The organism is Shigella sp. FJ200513, assembly GCF_040495915.1.
Taxonomy (GTDB): domain Bacteria; phylum Pseudomonadota; class Gammaproteobacteria; order Enterobacterales; family Enterobacteriaceae; genus ECMA0423.
Genome location: NZ_JBDYCV010000014.1, coordinates 1 through 15,654, shown reverse-complemented (window position 1 = coordinate 15,654; position 15,654 = coordinate 1). Strand labels below are relative to the sequence as shown.

Genomic DNA, 15,654 nt, shown 5'->3' with positions numbered 1-15,654 from the left:
AATTATCATTATAAATGATACTCACTCTCAGGGGCGTTGCGGTTTACTATGCAGGATACGGATTTTTTCAGCTGGCGTCGCACGATGCTGTTGCGTTTTCAGAGGATGGAGGCCGCAGAAGAGGCCTACCATGAAATAGAGCTTCAGGCTCAGCAGCTGGAGTACGATTACTATTCGTTATGTGTTCGCCACCCGGTACCATTCACGCGACCTAAAGTGGCTTTCTACACCAATTACCCTGAGTCGTGGGTTAGTTATTATCAGGCAAAAAATTTTCTCGCAATTGATCCTGTGCTGAACCCTGAAAACTTTAGTCAGGGCCATTTAATGTGGAATGATGACTTATTCAGCGAAGCACAGCCATTATGGGAAGCCGCGCACGCACATGGTTTACGCCGCGGTGTCACTCAGTATTTAATGCTGCCAAATCGGGCGCTGGGCTTTTTGTCCTTTTCCCGTTGCAGCACGCGCGAAATACCCATTCTTAGTGATGAACTGCAATTAAAAATGCAGTTACTGGTGCGCGAAAGTCTGATGGCTCTGATGCGTTTAAATGATGAAATAGTGATGACGCCAGAGATGAATTTCAGCAAGCGCGAAAAAGAAATTCTGAAATGGACGGCGGAAGGGAAGACATCAGCAGAGATAGCGATGATTTTGTCAATAACCGGCTGAAAGGCACGCTCTCAGCCGGTTTTATATTACTGACGGTAGGCTTGTTTAATTTGCTTAACCGTTTTGGAAAATACTGCAGCCTGGGTTTCGTCTTCGATCAGCGCAAGCTGTTTTTCCATCTTTAACATCACGCGGCCCGCGTCAGCTTGTCCCATCGCCTGCAGCATCAGCGTCAGCATCGCTTTCAGGCAGGAGACTTCATTTGCCAGTTCTTGATTATTCTCGGCAGTAGAAAAATCAGGCGTACTCATTTATTTTCCTCGTCATGTTGCAATGAAAATTTGTGGTGAAAAATGTTAAGGCGGCGGAGTATACCATAAGCTTTGCTAAAAATAGCAGTGGTTGTTTTTTGAGCGTGATATCGGCAGTGCTATAAAATACGTTAATATAATGACCAATAAATATTTTTATCATGAATGTTTTTTGCCCGTATTGTTCGGGTTAATTAATGTTACATATTCAGCGGGCTGATTTTCATTTTTGCTGAATAAAGTCAATTTTTGTCACATTTCATCGTAGGGCTTACTGTGAAACGATCCGGTAAGCCGTTGGTGACGGGCGTGACCATAACTGTGGACAATCGAATTGACAAAAACGAGAGAAAAATCGAATACCCACCATTTTTAACGTTTCAAAGTTGCAATAAAAACCGCTAATATACGAATGACTAACTATCAGTAGCGTTATCCCTATTTCTGGAGATATTCCTTTGATCAACGTTCTACTTGTTGATGACCACGAACTGGTGCGCGCAGGGATACGACGCATTCTGGAAGATATTAAGGGTATAAAAGTCGTCGGAGAGGCATCGTGCGGTGAAGACGCCGTTAAGTGGTGCCGGACAAATGCCGTTGACGTGGTGCTAATGGACATGAGTATGCCGGGCATTGGCGGTCTTGAGGCGACGCGTAAAATCGCGCGTTCCACAGCTGATGTTAAAATCATCATGCTTACGGTCCATACAGAAAACCCTTTACCAGCGAAAGTCATGCAGGCAGGTGCTGCTGGCTACCTCAGCAAAGGCGCGGCTCCGCAGGAAGTCGTGAGTGCGATTCGTTCTGTCTATTCAGGGCAGCGTTACATTGCTTCTGATATCGCTCAACAAATGGCGTTAAGCCAGATCGAACCAGAAAAAACAGAAAGCCCATTTGCCAGTTTGTCTGAACGTGAATTGCAGATTATGCTGATGATCACTAAGGGCCAGAAGGTCAATGAGATCTCAGAACAGCTCAATCTCAGTCCGAAAACGGTGAACAGCTACCGCTATCGTATGTTCAGTAAACTAAACATTCATGGCGATGTTGAGCTGACTCACCTGGCAATTCGCCATGGTCTGTGTAATGCGGAGACATTATCAAGTCAGTGAGTGATCAGTTTGACGCAAAAGCGTTTTTAAAAACCGTAACCAGCCAGCCAGGCGTTTATCGCATGTACGATGCTGGTGGTACGGTTATCTATGTCGGCAAAGCGAAAGACCTGAAAAAACGGCTTTCCAGCTATTTCCGCAGCAACCTCGCTTCGCGCAAAACCGAAGCGCTGGTCGCCCAGATCCAGCAAATTGATGTAACGGTTACGCATACAGAAACCGAAGCGCTGTTGCTGGAACACAACTACATCAAACTCTATCAGCCGCGTTACAACGTTTTGCTACGCGATGATAAATCTTATCCTTTTATCTTCCTGAGTGGCGATACCCACCCGCGTCTGGCGATGCATCGTGGTGCAAAGCATGCCAAAGGTGAATATTTCGGCCCGTTCCCGAATGGCTATGCCGTACGTGAAACACTGGCGCTACTGCAAAAGATTTTCCCCATTCGCCAGTGCGAAAATAGTGTTTATCGCAATCGCTCGCGTCCGTGTCTGCAATACCAGATAGGGCGCTGTCTGGGACCGTGCGTTGAAGGACTGGTGAGTGAAGAAGAATACGCTCAGCAGGTCGAGTATGTGCGCCTGTTTTTGTCTGGCAAAGATGATCAGGTGCTTACGCAACTCATTAGCCGTATGGAAACTGCCAGCCAGAATCTGGAGTTTGAAGAAGCGGCATGTATTCGCGACCAAATTCAGGCGGTGCGACGCGTCACCGAAAAACAGTTTGTTTCCAATACCGGCGACGACCTTGACGTTATTGGTGTGGCGTTCGATGCGGGCATGGCTTGTGTCCACGTATTGTTCATTCGTCAGGGCAAAGTGCTCGGCAGCCGCAGCTATTTCCCGAAAGTGCCTGGCGGTACGGAACTGAGCGAGGTGGTAGAAACCTTCGTAGGTCAGTTCTATTTACAAGGCAGCCAGATGCGCACCTTACCGGGTGAGATCCTGCTCGATTTTAATCTTAGCGATAAAACGCTGCTCGCCGATTCCCTTTCAGAACTGGCGGGACGCAAGATTAATGTTCAAACCAAACCTCGCGGCGATAGGGCGCGTTATCTGAAACTCGCGCGCACCAATGCGGCGACGGCCTTAACCAGCAAACTTTCGCAGCAATCTACCGTTCACCAGCGACTGACCGCGCTTGCCAGCGTGTTGAAATTGCCGGAAGTGAAGCGGATGGAGTGCTTTGACATCAGCCATACCATGGGCGAACAAACCGTCGCTTCCTGTGTGGTGTTTGATGCTAACGGCCCGCTGCGTGCGGAGTATCGGCGCTATAACATTACAGGCATCACGCCGGGCGATGATTATGCGGCGATGAATCAGGTGCTGCGTCGGCGTTATGGTAAAGCCATTGACGACAGTAAGATCCCGGATGTGATCCTTATCGACGGCGGCAAAGGCCAGCTTGCGCAGGCGAAAAATGTCTTCGCCGAACTGGATGTCTCATGGGATAAAAATCATCCGCTGCTACTTGGCGTTGCCAAAGGAGCAGATCGTAAGGCTGGACTGGAAACGCTGTTCTTTGAGCCGGAAGGTGAGGGATTTAGTTTGCCGCCAGATTCACCCGCGCTGCATGTTATCCAGCATATTCGCGATGAATCACATGATCACGCGATTGGCGGGCACCGTAAAAAACGGGCGAAGGTCAAAAATACCAGTTCCCTGGAAACCATTGAAGGCGTCGGGCCAAAACGTCGGCAAATGTTGTTGAAATATATGGGCGGTTTGCAAGGTTTACGTAACGCCAGCGTCGAGGAAATTGCAAAAGTGCCGGGTATTTCGCAAGGTCTGGCAGAAAAGATCTTCTGGTCGTTGAAACATTGATGTCTCTGTAGCAACATAGGGGTAATCTTACTGACAACAGATAGTTACCCGTCATTATGCAATTTAATATCCCTACGTTGCTTACACTGTTCCGTGTCATCCTTATCCCATTCTTTGTATTGGTCTTTTATCTGCCTGTCACCTGGTCGCCGTTTGCCGCCGCGCTCATTTTCTGCGTCGCGGCGGTGACTGACTGGTTCGATGGTTTTCTGGCACGCCGCTGGAACCAGAGTACCCGGTTTGGTGCTTTCCTTGACCCTGTGGCAGATAAAGTTCTCGTGGCTATCGCCATGGTGCTGGTAACCGAGCATTATCACAGCTGGTGGGTGACATTACCGGCGGCAACGATGATCGCCCGTGAAATTATTATTTCTGCGCTACGCGAATGGATGGCGGAGTTGGGTAAACGCAGTAGCGTGGCCGTCTCCTGGATTGGGAAAGTGAAAACCACTGCCCAGATGGTGGCGTTGGCCTGGCTGCTGTGGCGTCCGAACATTTGGGTTGAGTACGTCGGTATTGCACTTTTCTTTGTGGCTGCGGTACTGACTCTGTGGTCAATGTTGCAATATTTGAGCGCTGCGCGTGCAGATTTGCTTGATCAGTGATCGTTTCGGCGTAATTTTCAGCAAACGATCAAAAGTGGTGAAAAATATCGTTGACTCATCGCGCCAGGTAAGTAGAATGCAACGCATCGAACGGCGGCACTGATTGCCAGACGATAATAAAATCAAGTGATTAACTGATTGCTTGATGAATGCGGGAATAGCTCAGTTGGTAGAGCACGACCTTGCCAAGGTCGAGGTCTCGAGTTCGAGTCTCGTTTCCCGCTCCAGTTTAAAAGACATCGGCGTCAAGCGGATGTCTGGCTGAAAGGCCTGAAGAATTTGGCGCGTTAACAAAGCGGTTATGTAGCGGATTGCAAATCCGTCTAGTCCGGTTCGACTCCGGAACGCGCCTCCACTTTCTTCCCGAGCCCGGATGGTGGAATCGGTAGACACAAGGGATTTAAAATCCCTCGGCGTTCGCGCTGTGCGGGTTCAAGTCCCGCTCCGGGTACCATGGGAAAGATAAGAATAAAATCAAAGTAATAAGCAGTGTCGTGAAACCACCTTCGGGTGGTTTTTTTGTGCCTGCAACTTGTCGTTACACCCTCCTTAATTTTTAATCACCGGCAAAGCCACTCAAAAAGTATCTCTGATACGGACCGGCATGTAAGATAGGTGCTGGCGAGTTGAGATCCACAAGGAAAAGCGTATGAAAACGGGACCGTTAAACGAAAGTGAGTTGGAATGGCTGGACGATATTCTGACCAAATACAACACTGACCACGCCATCCTTGATGTGGCGGAGCTGGACGGTTTATTGACGGCGGTGTTGAGTTCTCCGCAAGAGATTGAACCAGAACAGTGGCTGGTTGCCGTGTGGGGTGGGGCTGACTATGTGCCGCGTTGGGCGTCAGAGAAAGAGATGACGCGCTTTATGAACCTGGCTTTTCAACATATGGCCGATACCGCAGAGCGTCTGAACGAATTCCCGGAGCAGTTTGAGCCGTTATTCGGCTTGCGAGAAGTTGATGGCAGCGAGCTGACGATTGTTGAGGAGTGGTGCTTTGGCTATATGCGGGGCGTGGCACTTTCTGACTGGTCAACGTTGCCCGATTCTTTAAAACCAGCGCTGGAGGCGATTGCGCTGCACGGTACTGAGGAAAACTTCGAGCGGGTAGAGAAAATGTCGCCAGAAGCGTTTGAAGAGAGCGTAGATGCCATTCGACTGGCGGCGCTTGATTTACATGCATACTGGATGGCGCATCCGCAGGAAAAAGCTGTTCAGCAACCGATCAAAGCAGAAGAGAAACCGGGGCGTAACGATCCTTGTCCGTGCGGCAGTGGTAAGAAATTTAAGCAGTGCTGCCTGCATTAAGAGGTCACATTGGGTGTCAGCGTTAATTCTGGCACCCAATAAGGAATTTGAGGCTATCTGATCACCCCACTTCTGGTAACAACCCTGCCGCAATCAAAAATTGCACGCCAATCACAGCAATACCACAGAGAAACACCACCACCAGCGCCGGACGACCACCTTTGACCCGGTAACCCGCCTGAGGATTGTGCTTTCTGCTTTGCCAGGTCAATAGTGAAGGGATAATCAATGCCAGTACCGCCAGCGCCACACCGGCGTAACCCAGCGCCATCACAAATCCTCGTGGATAAAACAGTGCAAACGCCAACGGCGGCAGAAAGGTAATTGCACCAGTTTGCAATCGTCCACCAACGGTATTTGAACGCTGAAACAAATCAGCCAGATAATCAAATAAGCCTAACGCAACGCCGAGAAATGACGTGGCGAGGGCTAAATCAGCAAATAAATGCACCGCCAGCTCAACATGCGGAGAGGCCACCATTTCGCGTAACGCCTGTAACAGCCCGTTTAATCCAGCATGATTAGCCAGCAATCCCATAAAGGTTGTTGAATCAATGCTGCCAAGCGTCGCCACCTGCCAGAAAATATATGCCACCAGGGGGATGGCACTACCGATTATAAACACCCAGCGTAGCTTACGAATGTTGCCATCCATATAGCTGACAATACTCGGCACGCTACCGTGAAAACCAAACGACGTAAAAATCACCGGGATTGCAGACAGTGCCAGCCCCTGTTGCAACGGCAGGGTTAAAAGATTCACTTTGTGAATATGCGGTAGCAGCAATACCAGCATCACCACCAGAAAAATAATTTTGGCGCTGAACAGAAAACGGTTAAATAAATCGACCAGCGATGTTCCAACACAAACCACGCCACCGGCAACAAAAGTGAACAACAGCACGCCAGCGGTTGCCGACATTGAAATACCTGTCCAGTCGCTGATGCTGGAGGCCAACAATTCACCGGCACCGCTGATGTATGCTGCAGTCAGAGCATACATTAAGAACATCATACTGAAGCCCGTCAGCCATTGACCGTAGCGTCCCAGATAGCGTTTTGCCAGCGTGCCCAGACCGGTATCTGCCGGAACATGCTGGTACACCTCCAGCAGTAATAGCGCCGTGTAGCACATCAACGCCCAAAGCCCAATCAACAAGATTAACGTAACGCTAAAACCAACACCGGCCGCAGCCAGCGGCATTGCCAGCATGCCTGCGCCAATTGTGGTTCCCGCCACGATAAAAACACTTCCCAGGGTTCTGTTTTTCACGCTTTCTTCTGTCCTGACGATCTTTATGAGTGATATCTGCGGCGCAGGTTAAGGCATAACGGCTGCTTCGTCAAACCGACGTTACATATTGTGTAAATATAAATGTACAATAAAAGCATTCAGTCCTGCGCTGGCGCAAAGTCTTCATAAGCGGTAATCGCTACGCTAGGCTTTTTTTGAGGAGGAACGATGGACTCTATTCACGGTCATGAAGTGTTAAATATGATGATTGAATCAGGCGAGCAATATACGCATGCCAGTCTGGAAGCTGCGATTAAAGCGCGTTTTGGTGAACAGGCACGTTTTCACACGTGCTCGGCAGAAGGGGTGACAGCGGGAGAGCTGGTAGCGTTTCTGGCAGCAAAAGGCAAATTTATACCTTCAGAAGAAGGTTTTTCGACCGATCAGAGTAAGATTTGCCGTCACTGATTTGAAACGGCGGCAGAAACCTGCCGCCGGAGAGCATTAGTTTTGTGTGTCGAGGGTAGAGAGTTCTTTGTCGATAAAATACAGACCTTCGCCGCTTTTGCCTGCCAGGCTTAATTTATCAATAATCGATTTGAACAGTTTCTCTTCTTCATGCTGCTCAGAAACATACCACTGCAGGAAATTAAATGTTGGGTAGTCCTGATTGGTCATTGCAGCATGAGCCAGTTCGTTAATTTTCTGGGTGATTAATTGTTCGTGTTTATAGGTTTCCTGGAATAATTCATCAAGTGAGGAATATTCAGCAAACGGAGATTCAACGGTATTAATACGCGGTAAATTGCCGGTATCAGTCAGGTAATCAAACAGACGCTGCATATGCGTCATCTCTTCCTGGGCGTGACGGCGCAGGAACGCGGCAGCACCTTCGAAGGTATGATAGCTGCACCAGGCGCTCATTTGCTGATAAAGCAGTGAAGAGTACAGTTCCAGGTTCATCTGCTCATTAAGTTTTTCAATCATTTCTGGTTTCAGCATGATAGTGCTCCACAAAGGTTATATTTGTTGCTGTGGCGTCACTATAATTTGTTATTTTATTATTTGCAAAAGGTAAAATATAAACTTCAATTATTAAAAATACGAATGGGAATAAAACGCATTACCGCTATTTCTTTAATCAGCGAAGATCCCCTCGCTGATTAAAATATTTAGAGAAAGACAGGGAAGGCGGAATGATGGCACTGATATGACAAAGTGAATTCCGTATTCAAACATAAGGAACCCGCAAAAAGGCTACAGTTGCCTACTGGCTGACCAAAGGGGATCGCGTGGGTATAGCCTTCCTGCTGGCATGCGCGATCGGCGATCCCGCGACTGACATAACGATCGGTATGGGCATGCTGCAAAAAAGCCTGGTCATAAACCAACCGTACAATACCTGTTGCCGCGTCAACTTCGCTCACATGGGCCTGGCGAGTAACCGTACACCCCGCCAGCGTTATTAATGAAAGAGTCAGAATCAGAAGTCTCATGGTCCAGCCAGAAGAGTAAGAGAAAGCACTATTTTACGCGTTACAGCGCTGCGACAATGGCCGGAAAAGACGCCTGGCAGGCGCTATTTCTTGCCATCTGTAGGTGTCAGAAATAGGGGGGCTGTTTTTTGATTATCATTTTTATAACATTAAAGGGGTATTTATGTGATTTGTATCACATAAAGATTGATTTTTGTGATGGTTGTCATATTATAAGCGCAAAGACAATAACACCTGTATAACAAATGGTCGGAGTGCCGCGATGAAACTGCGCAAAATCCTGAAAAGTATGTTCAATAACTATTGCAAGACGTTCAAAGACGTACCGCCAGGCAATATGTTCCGATAACAAAAAACCTGCTCCGGCAGGTTTTTTTGTGTCCTGATGACGGTGGATGTGACTATCGCTGAAGATGTGAAGCCGCTACTATAACGGCTTTCAAAATGCTATCAGGAGTTTACGATGTCCCAGCCGCTGAATGCCGATCAGGAACTGGTTTCTGATGTGGTAGCTTGCCAGTTGGTTATCAAACAAATTCTGGATGTTCTCGATGTAATCGCGCCCGTTGAAGTTCGTGAAAAAATGTCCAGTCAGCTGAAGAATATCGACTTTACTCATCATCCCGCTGCCGCAGACCCGGTCACCATGCGGGCAATCCAAAAAGCCATCGCGCTGATTGAACTCAAGTTTACCCCACAGGGTGAATCCCATTAAAAAAACCGCTGCTTCAAACAGATGAGGCAGCGGTTTCTCAAAAACTTCATCGGCGCAATGTATTAGCGCCGATGTATGATCAATGCAGCTGGTGTGACACGACATTCAGAACATGTTGGTCGGTCTGCACAGGGCACATACCCGCAAGTTTCGCACTGCGCACTTCATCAAGAATGGTTTGCAGCAACAGGCCATCATGCTGCTGTTCTTTTTCCAGATCGCGCAGGAAATTGACGGTTGAATCATCATTCAGTTCTTTCGCTTCATCGGCTAACTGCGCCAGAGTGCTTGAACGTTGCTCGTATTCTTCCATCGTTTTTTGGAACAGTTCTTCCAGAGAGTTCAGTTTTTCACCTGGAACATCAATGGCTTTAACGATGGGGGTAGCGCCGACACTCTTCATAAAGTTAAACATGCGCATCATTTGGGTCACATTACTCTGTGCCTGGGCGCGAAGGAAAGTGGCGGTGCCGTTCAGACTCTGTTCAGAACACCAGTTACTCAGGTGAAGGTAGAGATTGGATGCGTAAAACTCGCGGTTCATTTGAGAGTTGAGTTTGAGAAGCATTCCAGCGGTTGCCATACCTAATATCCTTATATCCAGAAGTGGAGAGGTGCAAGATAAATCAAAACACCATAATTACTGTTTGCAGAATAATTCCTTTCTGCCGGTCCGAAATGTGATCGTGGAGTCAATTCTGACGATGATCTGAAATAAGAATAACGTCTGAACGGTTATAAGAAAATGCTTAAATCATCAAGTTTATATATTTTTACATTTCATTGGTGAAATCAATGTAAATGCAATGAATTTTAATGATAGTGCTTTTTGTATCTTGTTGATATTAATCGATGAATTTGAATTCATGATGAAGTGATGATTTTATAAAACGTTTTTTCATTTTTGCGAGATGGCTCTCATTATACGTGTTCTGTTAATTAATGAGCACAGTGATAATTAATGGCGAAATGAATGACGCGCATTTTCCACATCTTTGAGTTGTGGTTATTACACCATTTCAAAAACTCAACGCCAGGTAATGCGGCCTATTGACTGGTTAAAAAGAAGACATCCCGCATGGGTACCGAAGACAACAAGGATTTCCAGGCTAATCTTATGGATTAATCTGCTGTGCATTCAACAATTTGTCTGACAAATTGGCTTTTCCTTATGTCTTTTCCCGCTAAATTTATGCACGTTCTCACTGTAATTCTGCGATGTGATATTGCTCTCCTATGGAGAATTAATTTCTCGCTAAAACTATGTCAACACGGTCACTTATCTTTTAGATAAAAGGTAATGCTTTGTTTTCCGATTAATTTAACGAATGTCATTCGTTTTTGCCCTACACAAAACGACACTAAAGCTGGAGAGAACCATGCACAAATTTACTAAAGCCCTGGCAGCCATTGGTCTGGCAGCCGTTATGTCACAATCCGCTATGGCGGAGAACCTGAAGCTCGGTTTTCTGGTGAAGCAACCGGAAGAGCCGTGGTTCCAGACCGAATGGAAGTTTGCCGATAAAGCCGGGAAGGATTTAGGGTTTGAGGTTATTAAGATTGCCGTGCCGGATGGCGAAAAAACATTGAACGCGATCGACAGCCTGGCAGCCAGTGGCGCAAAAGGTTTCGTTATTTGTACTCCGGACCCGAAACTCGGCTCTGCCATCGTCGCGAAAGCGCGTGGCTACGATATGAAAGTCATTGCAGTGGATGACCAGTTTGTTAACGCCAAAGGTAAGCCAATGGATACCGTTCCTCTGGTGATGATGGCGGCGACTAAAATTGGCGAACGTCAGGGCTAGGAACTGTATAAAGAGATGCAGAAACGTGGCTGGGATGTCAAAGAAAGCGCAGTGATGGCGATTACCGCCAACGAACTGGATACCGCCCGCCGCCGTACAACGGGTTCTATGGACGCACTGAAAGCTGCAGGATTCCCGGAAAAACAAATTTATCAGGTACCTACCAAATCTAACGACATCCCGGGGGCATTTGACGCTGCCAACTCAATGCTGGTTCAACATCCGGAAGTTAAACATTGGCTGATCGTCGGTATGAACGACAGCACCGTACTTGGCGGCGTACGTGCAACCGAAGGTCAGGGCTTTAAAGCAGCCGATATCATCGGTATTGGTATTAACGGTGTGGATGCAGTAAGCGAACTGTCTAAAGCACAGGCAACCGGCTTCTACGGTTCCCTGCTGCCAAGCCCGGACGTACATGGCTATAAATCCAGCGAAATGCTTTACAACTGGGTAGCAAAAGACGTTGAAACGCCAAAATTTACCGAAGTTACAGACGTGGTACTGATCACGCGTGACAACTTTAAAGAAGAACTGGAGAAAAAAGGTTTAGGCGGTAAGTAATTTGCCGGAAAAATTCCCCTCTGCATGATGCAGAGGGGGTGTGAACGACCAGTGATTCACGGAGACGTTATGCAACAGTCTACCCCGTATCTCTCATTTCGCGGCATCGGTAAAACGTTTCCCGGCGTTAAGGCGCTGACGGATATTAGTTTTGACTGCTATGCCGGTCAGGTTCATGCGTTGATGGGTGAAAATGGCGCAGGAAAATCAACTCTCTTAAAAATCCTCAGCGGCAACTATGCGCCAACCACGGGTTCTGTAGTGATTAATGGGCAGGAAATGTCCTTTTCCGACACGACCGCAGCACTTAACGCGGGTGTGGCGATTATTTACCAGGAACTGCATCTCGTGCCGGAAATGACCGTCGCGGAAAACATCTATCTCGGCCAGCTGCCGCATAAAGGCGGCATTGTGAATCGCTCATTGCTGAATTATGAGGCGGGTTTACAACTTAAACATCTTGGTATGGATATTGACCCGGACACGCCGCTGAAATATCTCGCCATTGGTCAGTGGCAGATGGTTGAAATCGCCAAAGCGCTGGCGCGTAACGCTAAAATTATCGCCTTTGATGAGCCAACCAGCTCCCTTTCTGCCCGCGAAATCGGCAATCTTTTCCGCGTTATTCGTGAACTGCGAAAAGAGGGGCGGGTGATCTTATACGTTTCTCACCGTATGGAAGAAATATTTGCCCTCAGCGATGCCATCACTGTCTTTAAAGATGGACGTTATGTCAAAACCTTTACCGATATGCAGCAGGTTGACCACGACGCGCTGGTGCAGGCGATGGTCGGGCGCGACATTGGCGATATCTACGGCTGGCAACCTCGTAGTTATGGCGAGGAGCGCCTGCGTCTTGATGCTGTGAAAGCACTAGGCGTGCGTACGCCAATAAGTCTGGCGGTTCGCAGTGGTGAAATTGTTGGGCTGTTTGGTCTGGTAGGGGCGGGGCGTAGCGAATTAATGAAAGGCTTGTTTGGCGGGACGCAAATCACCGCCGGTCAGGTTTATATCGACCAACAGCCGATCGATATTCGTAAACCGAGCCACGCCATTGCCGCAGGCATGATGCTCTGCCCGGAAGCTCGCAAAGCGGAAGGCATTATTCCCGTGCACTCCGTTCGCGACAATATCAACATCAGTGCCAGACGCAAACATGTGCTCGGCGGTTGTGTAATCAACAACAGTTGGGAAGAAAACAATGCCGATCAGCACATTCGTTCGCTCAACATCAAAACGCCGGGCGCGGAGCAACTGATCATGAATCTCTCAGGCGGAAATCAGCAAAAAGCCATTCTGGGCCGCTGGTTATCGGAAGAGATGAAGGTCATTTTGCTGGATGAACCTACGCGCGGCATTGATGTTGGCGCTAAGCACGAAATATATAACGTAATTTATGCGCTGGCGGCGCAGGGCGTGGCGGTGCTGTTTGCCTCCAGCGACTTACCTGAAGTCCTCGGCGTTGCCGACCGGATTGTGGTGATGCGGGAAGGCGAAATCGCCGGTGAATTGTTACACGAGCAGGCAGATGAGCGTCAGGCACTGAGCCTTGCGATGCCTAAAGTCAGCCAGGCAGTTGCCTGAGTAAGGAGAGTATGATGTCTTCTGTTTCTACATCGGGGTCTGGCGCACCTAAGTCGTCATTCAGCTTCGGGCGTATCTGGGATCAGTACGGCATGCTGGTGGTGTTTGCGGTGCTCTTTATCGCCTGTGCCATTTTTGTCCCAAATTTTGCCACCTTCATTAATATGAAAGGGTTGGGCCTGGCAATTTCCATGTCGGGGATGGTGGCGTGTGGCATGTTGTTCTGCCTTGCTTCCGGTGACTTTGACCTTTCTGTCGCCTCCGTAATTGCCTGTGCGGGTGTCACCACGGCGGTGGTTATCAACCTGACTGAAAGCCTGTGGATTGGCGTGGCAGCGGGTTTGTTGCTGGGCGTTCTCTGTGGCCTGGTCAATGGCTTTGTTATCGCCAAACTGAAAATAAATGCTCTGATCACGACACTGGCAACGATGCAGATTGTTCGAGGTCTGGCGTACATCATTTCAGACGGTAAAGCGGTCGGTATCGAAGATGAAAGCTTCTTTGCCCTTGGTTACGCTAACTGGTTCGGTCTGCCTGCGCCAATCTGGCTCACCGTCGCGTGTCTGATTATCTTTGGTTTGCTGCTGAATAAAACCACCTTTGGTCGTAATACCCTGGCGATTGGCGGGAACGAAGAGGCTGCGCGTCTGGCGGGTGTACCGGTTGTTCGCACCAAAATTATTATCTTTGTTCTCTCTGGCCTGGTATCTGCGATAGCCGGAATTATTCTGGCTTCACGTATGACTAGTGGGCAGCCAATGACGTCGATTGGTTATGAGCTTATTGTTATCTCCGCCTGCGTTTTAGGTGGCGTTTCTCTGAAAGGTGGCATCGGAAAAATCTCATATGTGGTGGCGGGTATCTTAATTTTAGGCACCGTGGAAAACGCCATGAACCTGCTTAATATTTCTCCTTTCGCGCAGTACGTGGTTCGCGGCTTAATCCTGCTGGCAGCGGTGATCTTCGACCGTTACAAGCAAAAAGCGAAGCGCACTGTCTGATGCTTTTTTCCACAACAACTTAACGTTTTTTCCCACCACAGCCAGCCGCCACAACGGTTGGCTGTTCTTCGTTGCAAATGGCGACCTCCGTCACACTGTCTATACTTACATGTCTGTAAAGCGCGGTCTGCGCAACACAATAAGAAAAGAGAAGGAGGAGAGCCGGGTGACAGAACCGTTAACCGAAACCCCTGAACTATCCGCGAAATATGCCTGGTTTTTTGATCTTGATGGAACGCTGGCGGAAATCAAACCGCATCCCGATCAGGTCGTCGTGCCTGACAATATTCTGCAAGGACTACAGCTACTGGCAACCGCAAGTGATGGTGCATTGGCATTGATATCAGGGCGCTCAATGGTGGAGCTTGACGCACTGGCAAAACCTTATCGCTTCCCGTTAGCGGGCGTGCATGGGGCGGAGCGCCGTGACATCAATGGTAAAACACATATCGTTCATCTGCCGGATGCGATTGCGCGTGATATTAGCGTGCAACTGCATACGGTCATCGCTCAGTATCCCGGCGCGGAGCTGGAGGCGAAAGGGATGGCTTTTGCGCTGCATTATCGTCAGGCTCCGCAGCATGAAGACGCATTAATGACATTAGCGCAACGTATTACTCAGATCTGGCCACAAATGGCGTTACAGCAGGGAAAGTGTGTTGTCGAGATCAAACCGAGAGGTACCAGTAAAGGTGAAGCGATTGCAGCCTTTATGCAGGAAGCTCCTTTTATCGGGCGAACGCCCGTATTTCTGGGCGATGATTTAACCGATGAATCTGGCTTCGCAGTCGTTAACCGACTGGGCGGAATGTCAGTAAAAATTGGCACAGGTGCAACTCAGGCATCATGGCGACTGGCGGGTGTGCCGGATGTCTGGAGCTGGCTTGAAATGATAACCGCCGCATTACAACAAAAAAGAGAAAATAACAGGAGTGATGACTATGAGTCGTTTAGTCGTAGTATCTAACCGGATTGCACCACCAGACGAGCACGCCGCCAGTGCCGGTGGCCTTGCCGTTGGCATACTGGGGGCACTGAAAGCCGCAGGCGGACTGTGGTTTGGCTGGAGTGGTGAAACAGGGAATGAGGATCAGCCGCTAAAAAAGGTAACATTACGTGGGCCTCTTTTAACCTCAGCGAACAGGACCTTGACGAATACTACAACCAATTCTCCAATGCCGTTCTCTGGCCCGCTTTTCATTATCGGCTCGATCTGGTGCAATTTCAGCGTCCTGCCTGGGACGGCTATCTACGCGTAAATGCGTTGCTGGCAGATAAATTACTGCCGCTGTTGCAAGACGATGACATTATCTGGATCCACGATTATCACCTGTTGCCCTTTGCGCATGAATTACGCAAACGTGGGGTGAATAATCGCATTGGTTTTTTGGTAATGACTCCAACTTACTGATAGTGTTTTATGTTCAGATAATGCCCGATGACCTTGTCATGCAGCTCCACCGAT

17 protein-coding genes, 3 tRNA genes and 4 pseudogenes are annotated in these 15,654 nt (G+C 48.5%); 16 read left to right on the top strand and 8 right to left on the bottom strand.

The genetic code is table 11. The annotated features are described in order from the left end of the window. Nucleotides 1-48 precede the first annotated feature (48 nt). Nucleotides 49-669, top strand: a pseudogene (sdiA, locus tag ABZJ92_RS05050) (transcriptional regulator SdiA); the annotation flags it as partial. Nucleotides 670-701: 32 nt separating this feature from the next. On the opposite strand, the gene yecF reads toward sdiA, so the two are convergent. The 3 genes and pseudogenes from yecF to ABZJ92_RS05035 all read right to left on the bottom strand — a co-directional run. Further along, nucleotides 702-926, bottom strand: coding sequence for a DUF2594 family protein YecF (gene yecF / locus ABZJ92_RS05045; protein WP_000106474.1), 225 nt, complete (start codon nt 924-926; stop codon nt 702-704). After that, the gene (yecU, locus tag ABZJ92_RS05040) at nt 913-1,089 is read right to left on the bottom strand and encodes a protein YecU (RefSeq protein ID WP_032155628.1); all 177 of its coding nucleotides are present in this window, start codon (nt 1,087-1,089) and stop codon (nt 913-915) included. The genes yecF and yecU overlap by 14 nt, the downstream gene beginning before the upstream one ends. Before the next feature lie 82 nt (nt 1,090-1,171). Beyond that, a pseudogene (locus tag ABZJ92_RS05035) lies at nt 1,172-1,243 on the bottom strand (transcriptional regulator); the annotation flags it as partial. Between the two features lie 141 nt (nt 1,244-1,384). Between ABZJ92_RS05035 and uvrY the strand changes: the two are divergent. The 7 genes from uvrY to yecA all read left to right on the top strand — a co-directional run bounded on the left by uvrY (nt 1,385) and on the right by yecA (nt 5,790). Further along, nucleotides 1,385-2,041, top strand: a complete 657-nt coding sequence (uvrY, locus tag ABZJ92_RS05030) for a UvrY/SirA/GacA family response regulator transcription factor (RefSeq protein ID WP_000611335.1) — start codon at nt 1,385-1,387, stop codon at nt 2,039-2,041. After that, the gene (gene uvrC, locus ABZJ92_RS05025; protein WP_001283406.1) at nt 2,038-3,870 is read left to right on the top strand and encodes an excinuclease ABC subunit UvrC; all 1,833 of its coding nucleotides are present in this window, start codon (nt 2,038-2,040) and stop codon (nt 3,868-3,870) included. The genes uvrY and uvrC overlap by 4 nt, the downstream gene beginning before the upstream one ends. A 56-nt stretch (nt 3,871-3,926) precedes the next feature. Continuing rightward, entirely contained in the window at nt 3,927-4,475 is a 549-nt protein-coding gene (gene pgsA / locus ABZJ92_RS05020; RefSeq protein ID WP_001160190.1) for a CDP-diacylglycerol--glycerol-3-phosphate 3-phosphatidyltransferase, read from the top strand. A gap of 151 nt (nt 4,476-4,626) precedes the next feature. After that, nucleotides 4,627-4,702: transfer RNA gene (locus ABZJ92_RS05015), tRNA-Gly, on the top strand. Nucleotides 4,703-4,756: 54 nt separating this feature from the next. Further along, nucleotides 4,757-4,830, top strand: a tRNA-Cys gene (locus ABZJ92_RS05010). Between the two features lie 12 nt (nt 4,831-4,842). Next, nucleotides 4,843-4,929: transfer RNA gene (locus ABZJ92_RS05005), tRNA-Leu, on the top strand. Between the two features lie 195 nt (nt 4,930-5,124). Beyond that, nucleotides 5,125-5,790 (top strand): UPF0149 family protein YecA, encoded by a 666-nt coding sequence (gene yecA, locus ABZJ92_RS05000; protein WP_000847902.1) that lies wholly within the window; start codon nt 5,125-5,127, stop codon nt 5,788-5,790. Between the two features lie 61 nt (nt 5,791-5,851). On the opposite strand, the gene tyrP is transcribed toward yecA, so the two are convergent. After that, nucleotides 5,852-7,063: a tyrosine transporter TyrP gene (tyrP, locus tag ABZJ92_RS04995; protein WP_000797560.1), complete on the bottom strand. Its 1,212-nt coding sequence runs from the start codon at nt 7,061-7,063 to the stop codon at nt 5,852-5,854. Between the two features lie 189 nt (nt 7,064-7,252). On the opposite strand from tyrP, the gene ABZJ92_RS04990 reads away from it, so the two are divergent. After that, a complete protein-coding gene (locus ABZJ92_RS04990; RefSeq protein ID WP_000377229.1) occupies nt 7,253-7,492 on the top strand; it encodes a YecH family metal-binding protein in 240 nt (79 codons plus the stop codon). A 36-nt stretch (nt 7,493-7,528) separates the two neighbouring features. Here the strand turns inward: ABZJ92_RS04990 and ftnA are convergent, their stop codons facing one another. Continuing rightward, nucleotides 7,529-8,026, bottom strand: a complete 498-nt coding sequence (ftnA, locus tag ABZJ92_RS04985; protein ID WP_000917208.1) for a non-heme ferritin — start codon at nt 8,024-8,026, stop codon at nt 7,529-7,531. A 170-nt stretch (nt 8,027-8,196) separates the two neighbouring features. Further along, complete coding sequence (locus tag ABZJ92_RS04980) at nt 8,197-8,520, bottom strand: YecR-like family lipoprotein (protein WP_001237866.1); 324 nt, start codon at nt 8,518-8,520, stop codon at nt 8,197-8,199. A 262-nt stretch (nt 8,521-8,782) separates the two neighbouring features. On the opposite strand from ABZJ92_RS04980, the gene azuC reads away from it, so the two are divergent. Together azuC and yecJ are read left to right on the top strand one after the other, a co-directional pair. Continuing rightward, entirely contained in the window at nt 8,783-8,869 is an 87-nt protein-coding gene (gene azuC / locus ABZJ92_RS04975) for a stress response protein AzuC (RefSeq protein WP_010723106.1), read from the top strand. 114 nt (nt 8,870-8,983) lie between these two features. Continuing rightward, nucleotides 8,984-9,235 (top strand): DUF2766 family protein YecJ, encoded by a 252-nt coding sequence (gene yecJ / locus ABZJ92_RS04970; RefSeq protein WP_000082120.1) that lies wholly within the window; start codon nt 8,984-8,986, stop codon nt 9,233-9,235. A gap of 79 nt (nt 9,236-9,314) precedes the next feature. On the opposite strand, the gene ABZJ92_RS04965 is transcribed toward yecJ, so the two are convergent. Continuing rightward, on the bottom strand, nt 9,315-9,818 hold the full coding sequence (locus ABZJ92_RS04965) for a non-heme ferritin-like protein (protein WP_000179469.1): 504 nt from the start codon (nt 9,816-9,818) through the stop codon (nt 9,315-9,317). Nucleotides 9,819-10,614: 796 nt separating this feature from the next. On the opposite strand from ABZJ92_RS04965, the pseudogene araF reads away from it, so the two are divergent. From araF to ABZJ92_RS04940, 5 genes and pseudogenes are all read left to right on the top strand, one after another. Further along, nucleotides 10,615-11,604 (top strand): annotated as a pseudogene (gene araF, locus ABZJ92_RS04960) (arabinose ABC transporter substrate-binding protein AraF). A gap of 69 nt (nt 11,605-11,673) precedes the next feature. Beyond that, nucleotides 11,674-13,188 carry an arabinose ABC transporter ATP-binding protein AraG gene (gene araG, locus ABZJ92_RS04955; protein WP_001187792.1) on the top strand — a complete coding sequence of 505 codons (1,515 nt, stop codon included), beginning with the start codon at nt 11,674-11,676 and terminating at the stop codon, nt 13,186-13,188. A gap of 14 nt (nt 13,189-13,202) precedes the next feature. After that, nucleotides 13,203-14,189 carry an arabinose ABC transporter permease AraH gene (gene araH, locus ABZJ92_RS04950; protein WP_000100205.1) on the top strand — a complete coding sequence of 329 codons (987 nt, stop codon included), beginning with the start codon at nt 13,203-13,205 and terminating at the stop codon, nt 14,187-14,189. Between the two features lie 166 nt (nt 14,190-14,355). Continuing rightward, nucleotides 14,356-15,156, top strand: a complete 801-nt coding sequence (gene otsB / locus ABZJ92_RS04945) for a trehalose-phosphatase (RefSeq protein ID WP_005048706.1) — start codon at nt 14,356-14,358, stop codon at nt 15,154-15,156. Beyond that, nucleotides 15,131-15,591, top strand: a pseudogene (locus ABZJ92_RS04940) (trehalose-6-phosphate synthase); the annotation flags it as partial. The gene otsB and the pseudogene ABZJ92_RS04940, both read left to right, overlap by 26 nt. Nucleotides 15,592-15,593: 2 nt before the next feature. Here ABZJ92_RS04940 and ABZJ92_RS04935 read toward each other — a convergent pair. Beyond that, the coding region (locus ABZJ92_RS04935; protein ID WP_071528444.1) for an IS1 family transposase at nt 15,594-15,654 on the bottom strand (61 nt) is incomplete at its 5' end.

Coding starts and splice junctions, on each gene's coding strand:
- ftnA (WP_000917208.1), bottom strand. CDS start 8,026: ATGCTGAAACCAGAAATGATTGAAAAACTTAATGAGCAGATGAACCTG.
- araH (WP_000100205.1), top strand. CDS start 13,203: ATGTCTTCTGTTTCTACATCGGGGTCTGGCGCACCTAAGTCGTCATTC.
- araG (WP_001187792.1), top strand. CDS start 11,674: ATGCAACAGTCTACCCCGTATCTCTCATTTCGCGGCATCGGTAAAACG.
- azuC (WP_010723106.1), top strand. CDS start 8,783: ATGAAACTGCGCAAAATCCTGAAAAGTATGTTCAATAACTATTGCAAG.
- ABZJ92_RS04990 (WP_000377229.1), top strand. CDS start 7,253: ATGGACTCTATTCACGGTCATGAAGTGTTAAATATGATGATTGAATCA.
- yecU (WP_032155628.1), bottom strand. CDS start 1,089: ATGATAAAAATATTTATTGGTCATTATATTAACGTATTTTATAGCACT.
- yecF (WP_000106474.1), bottom strand. CDS start 926: ATGAGTACGCCTGATTTTTCTACTGCCGAGAATAATCAAGAACTGGCA.
- pgsA (WP_001160190.1), top strand. CDS start 3,927: ATGCAATTTAATATCCCTACGTTGCTTACACTGTTCCGTGTCATCCTT.
- yecA (WP_000847902.1), top strand. CDS start 5,125: ATGAAAACGGGACCGTTAAACGAAAGTGAGTTGGAATGGCTGGACGAT.
- ABZJ92_RS04965 (WP_000179469.1), bottom strand. CDS start 9,818: ATGGCAACCGCTGGAATGCTTCTCAAACTCAACTCTCAAATGAACCGC.
- yecJ (WP_000082120.1), top strand. CDS start 8,984: ATGTCCCAGCCGCTGAATGCCGATCAGGAACTGGTTTCTGATGTGGTA.
- ABZJ92_RS04980 (WP_001237866.1), bottom strand. CDS start 8,520: ATGAGACTTCTGATTCTGACTCTTTCATTAATAACGCTGGCGGGGTGT.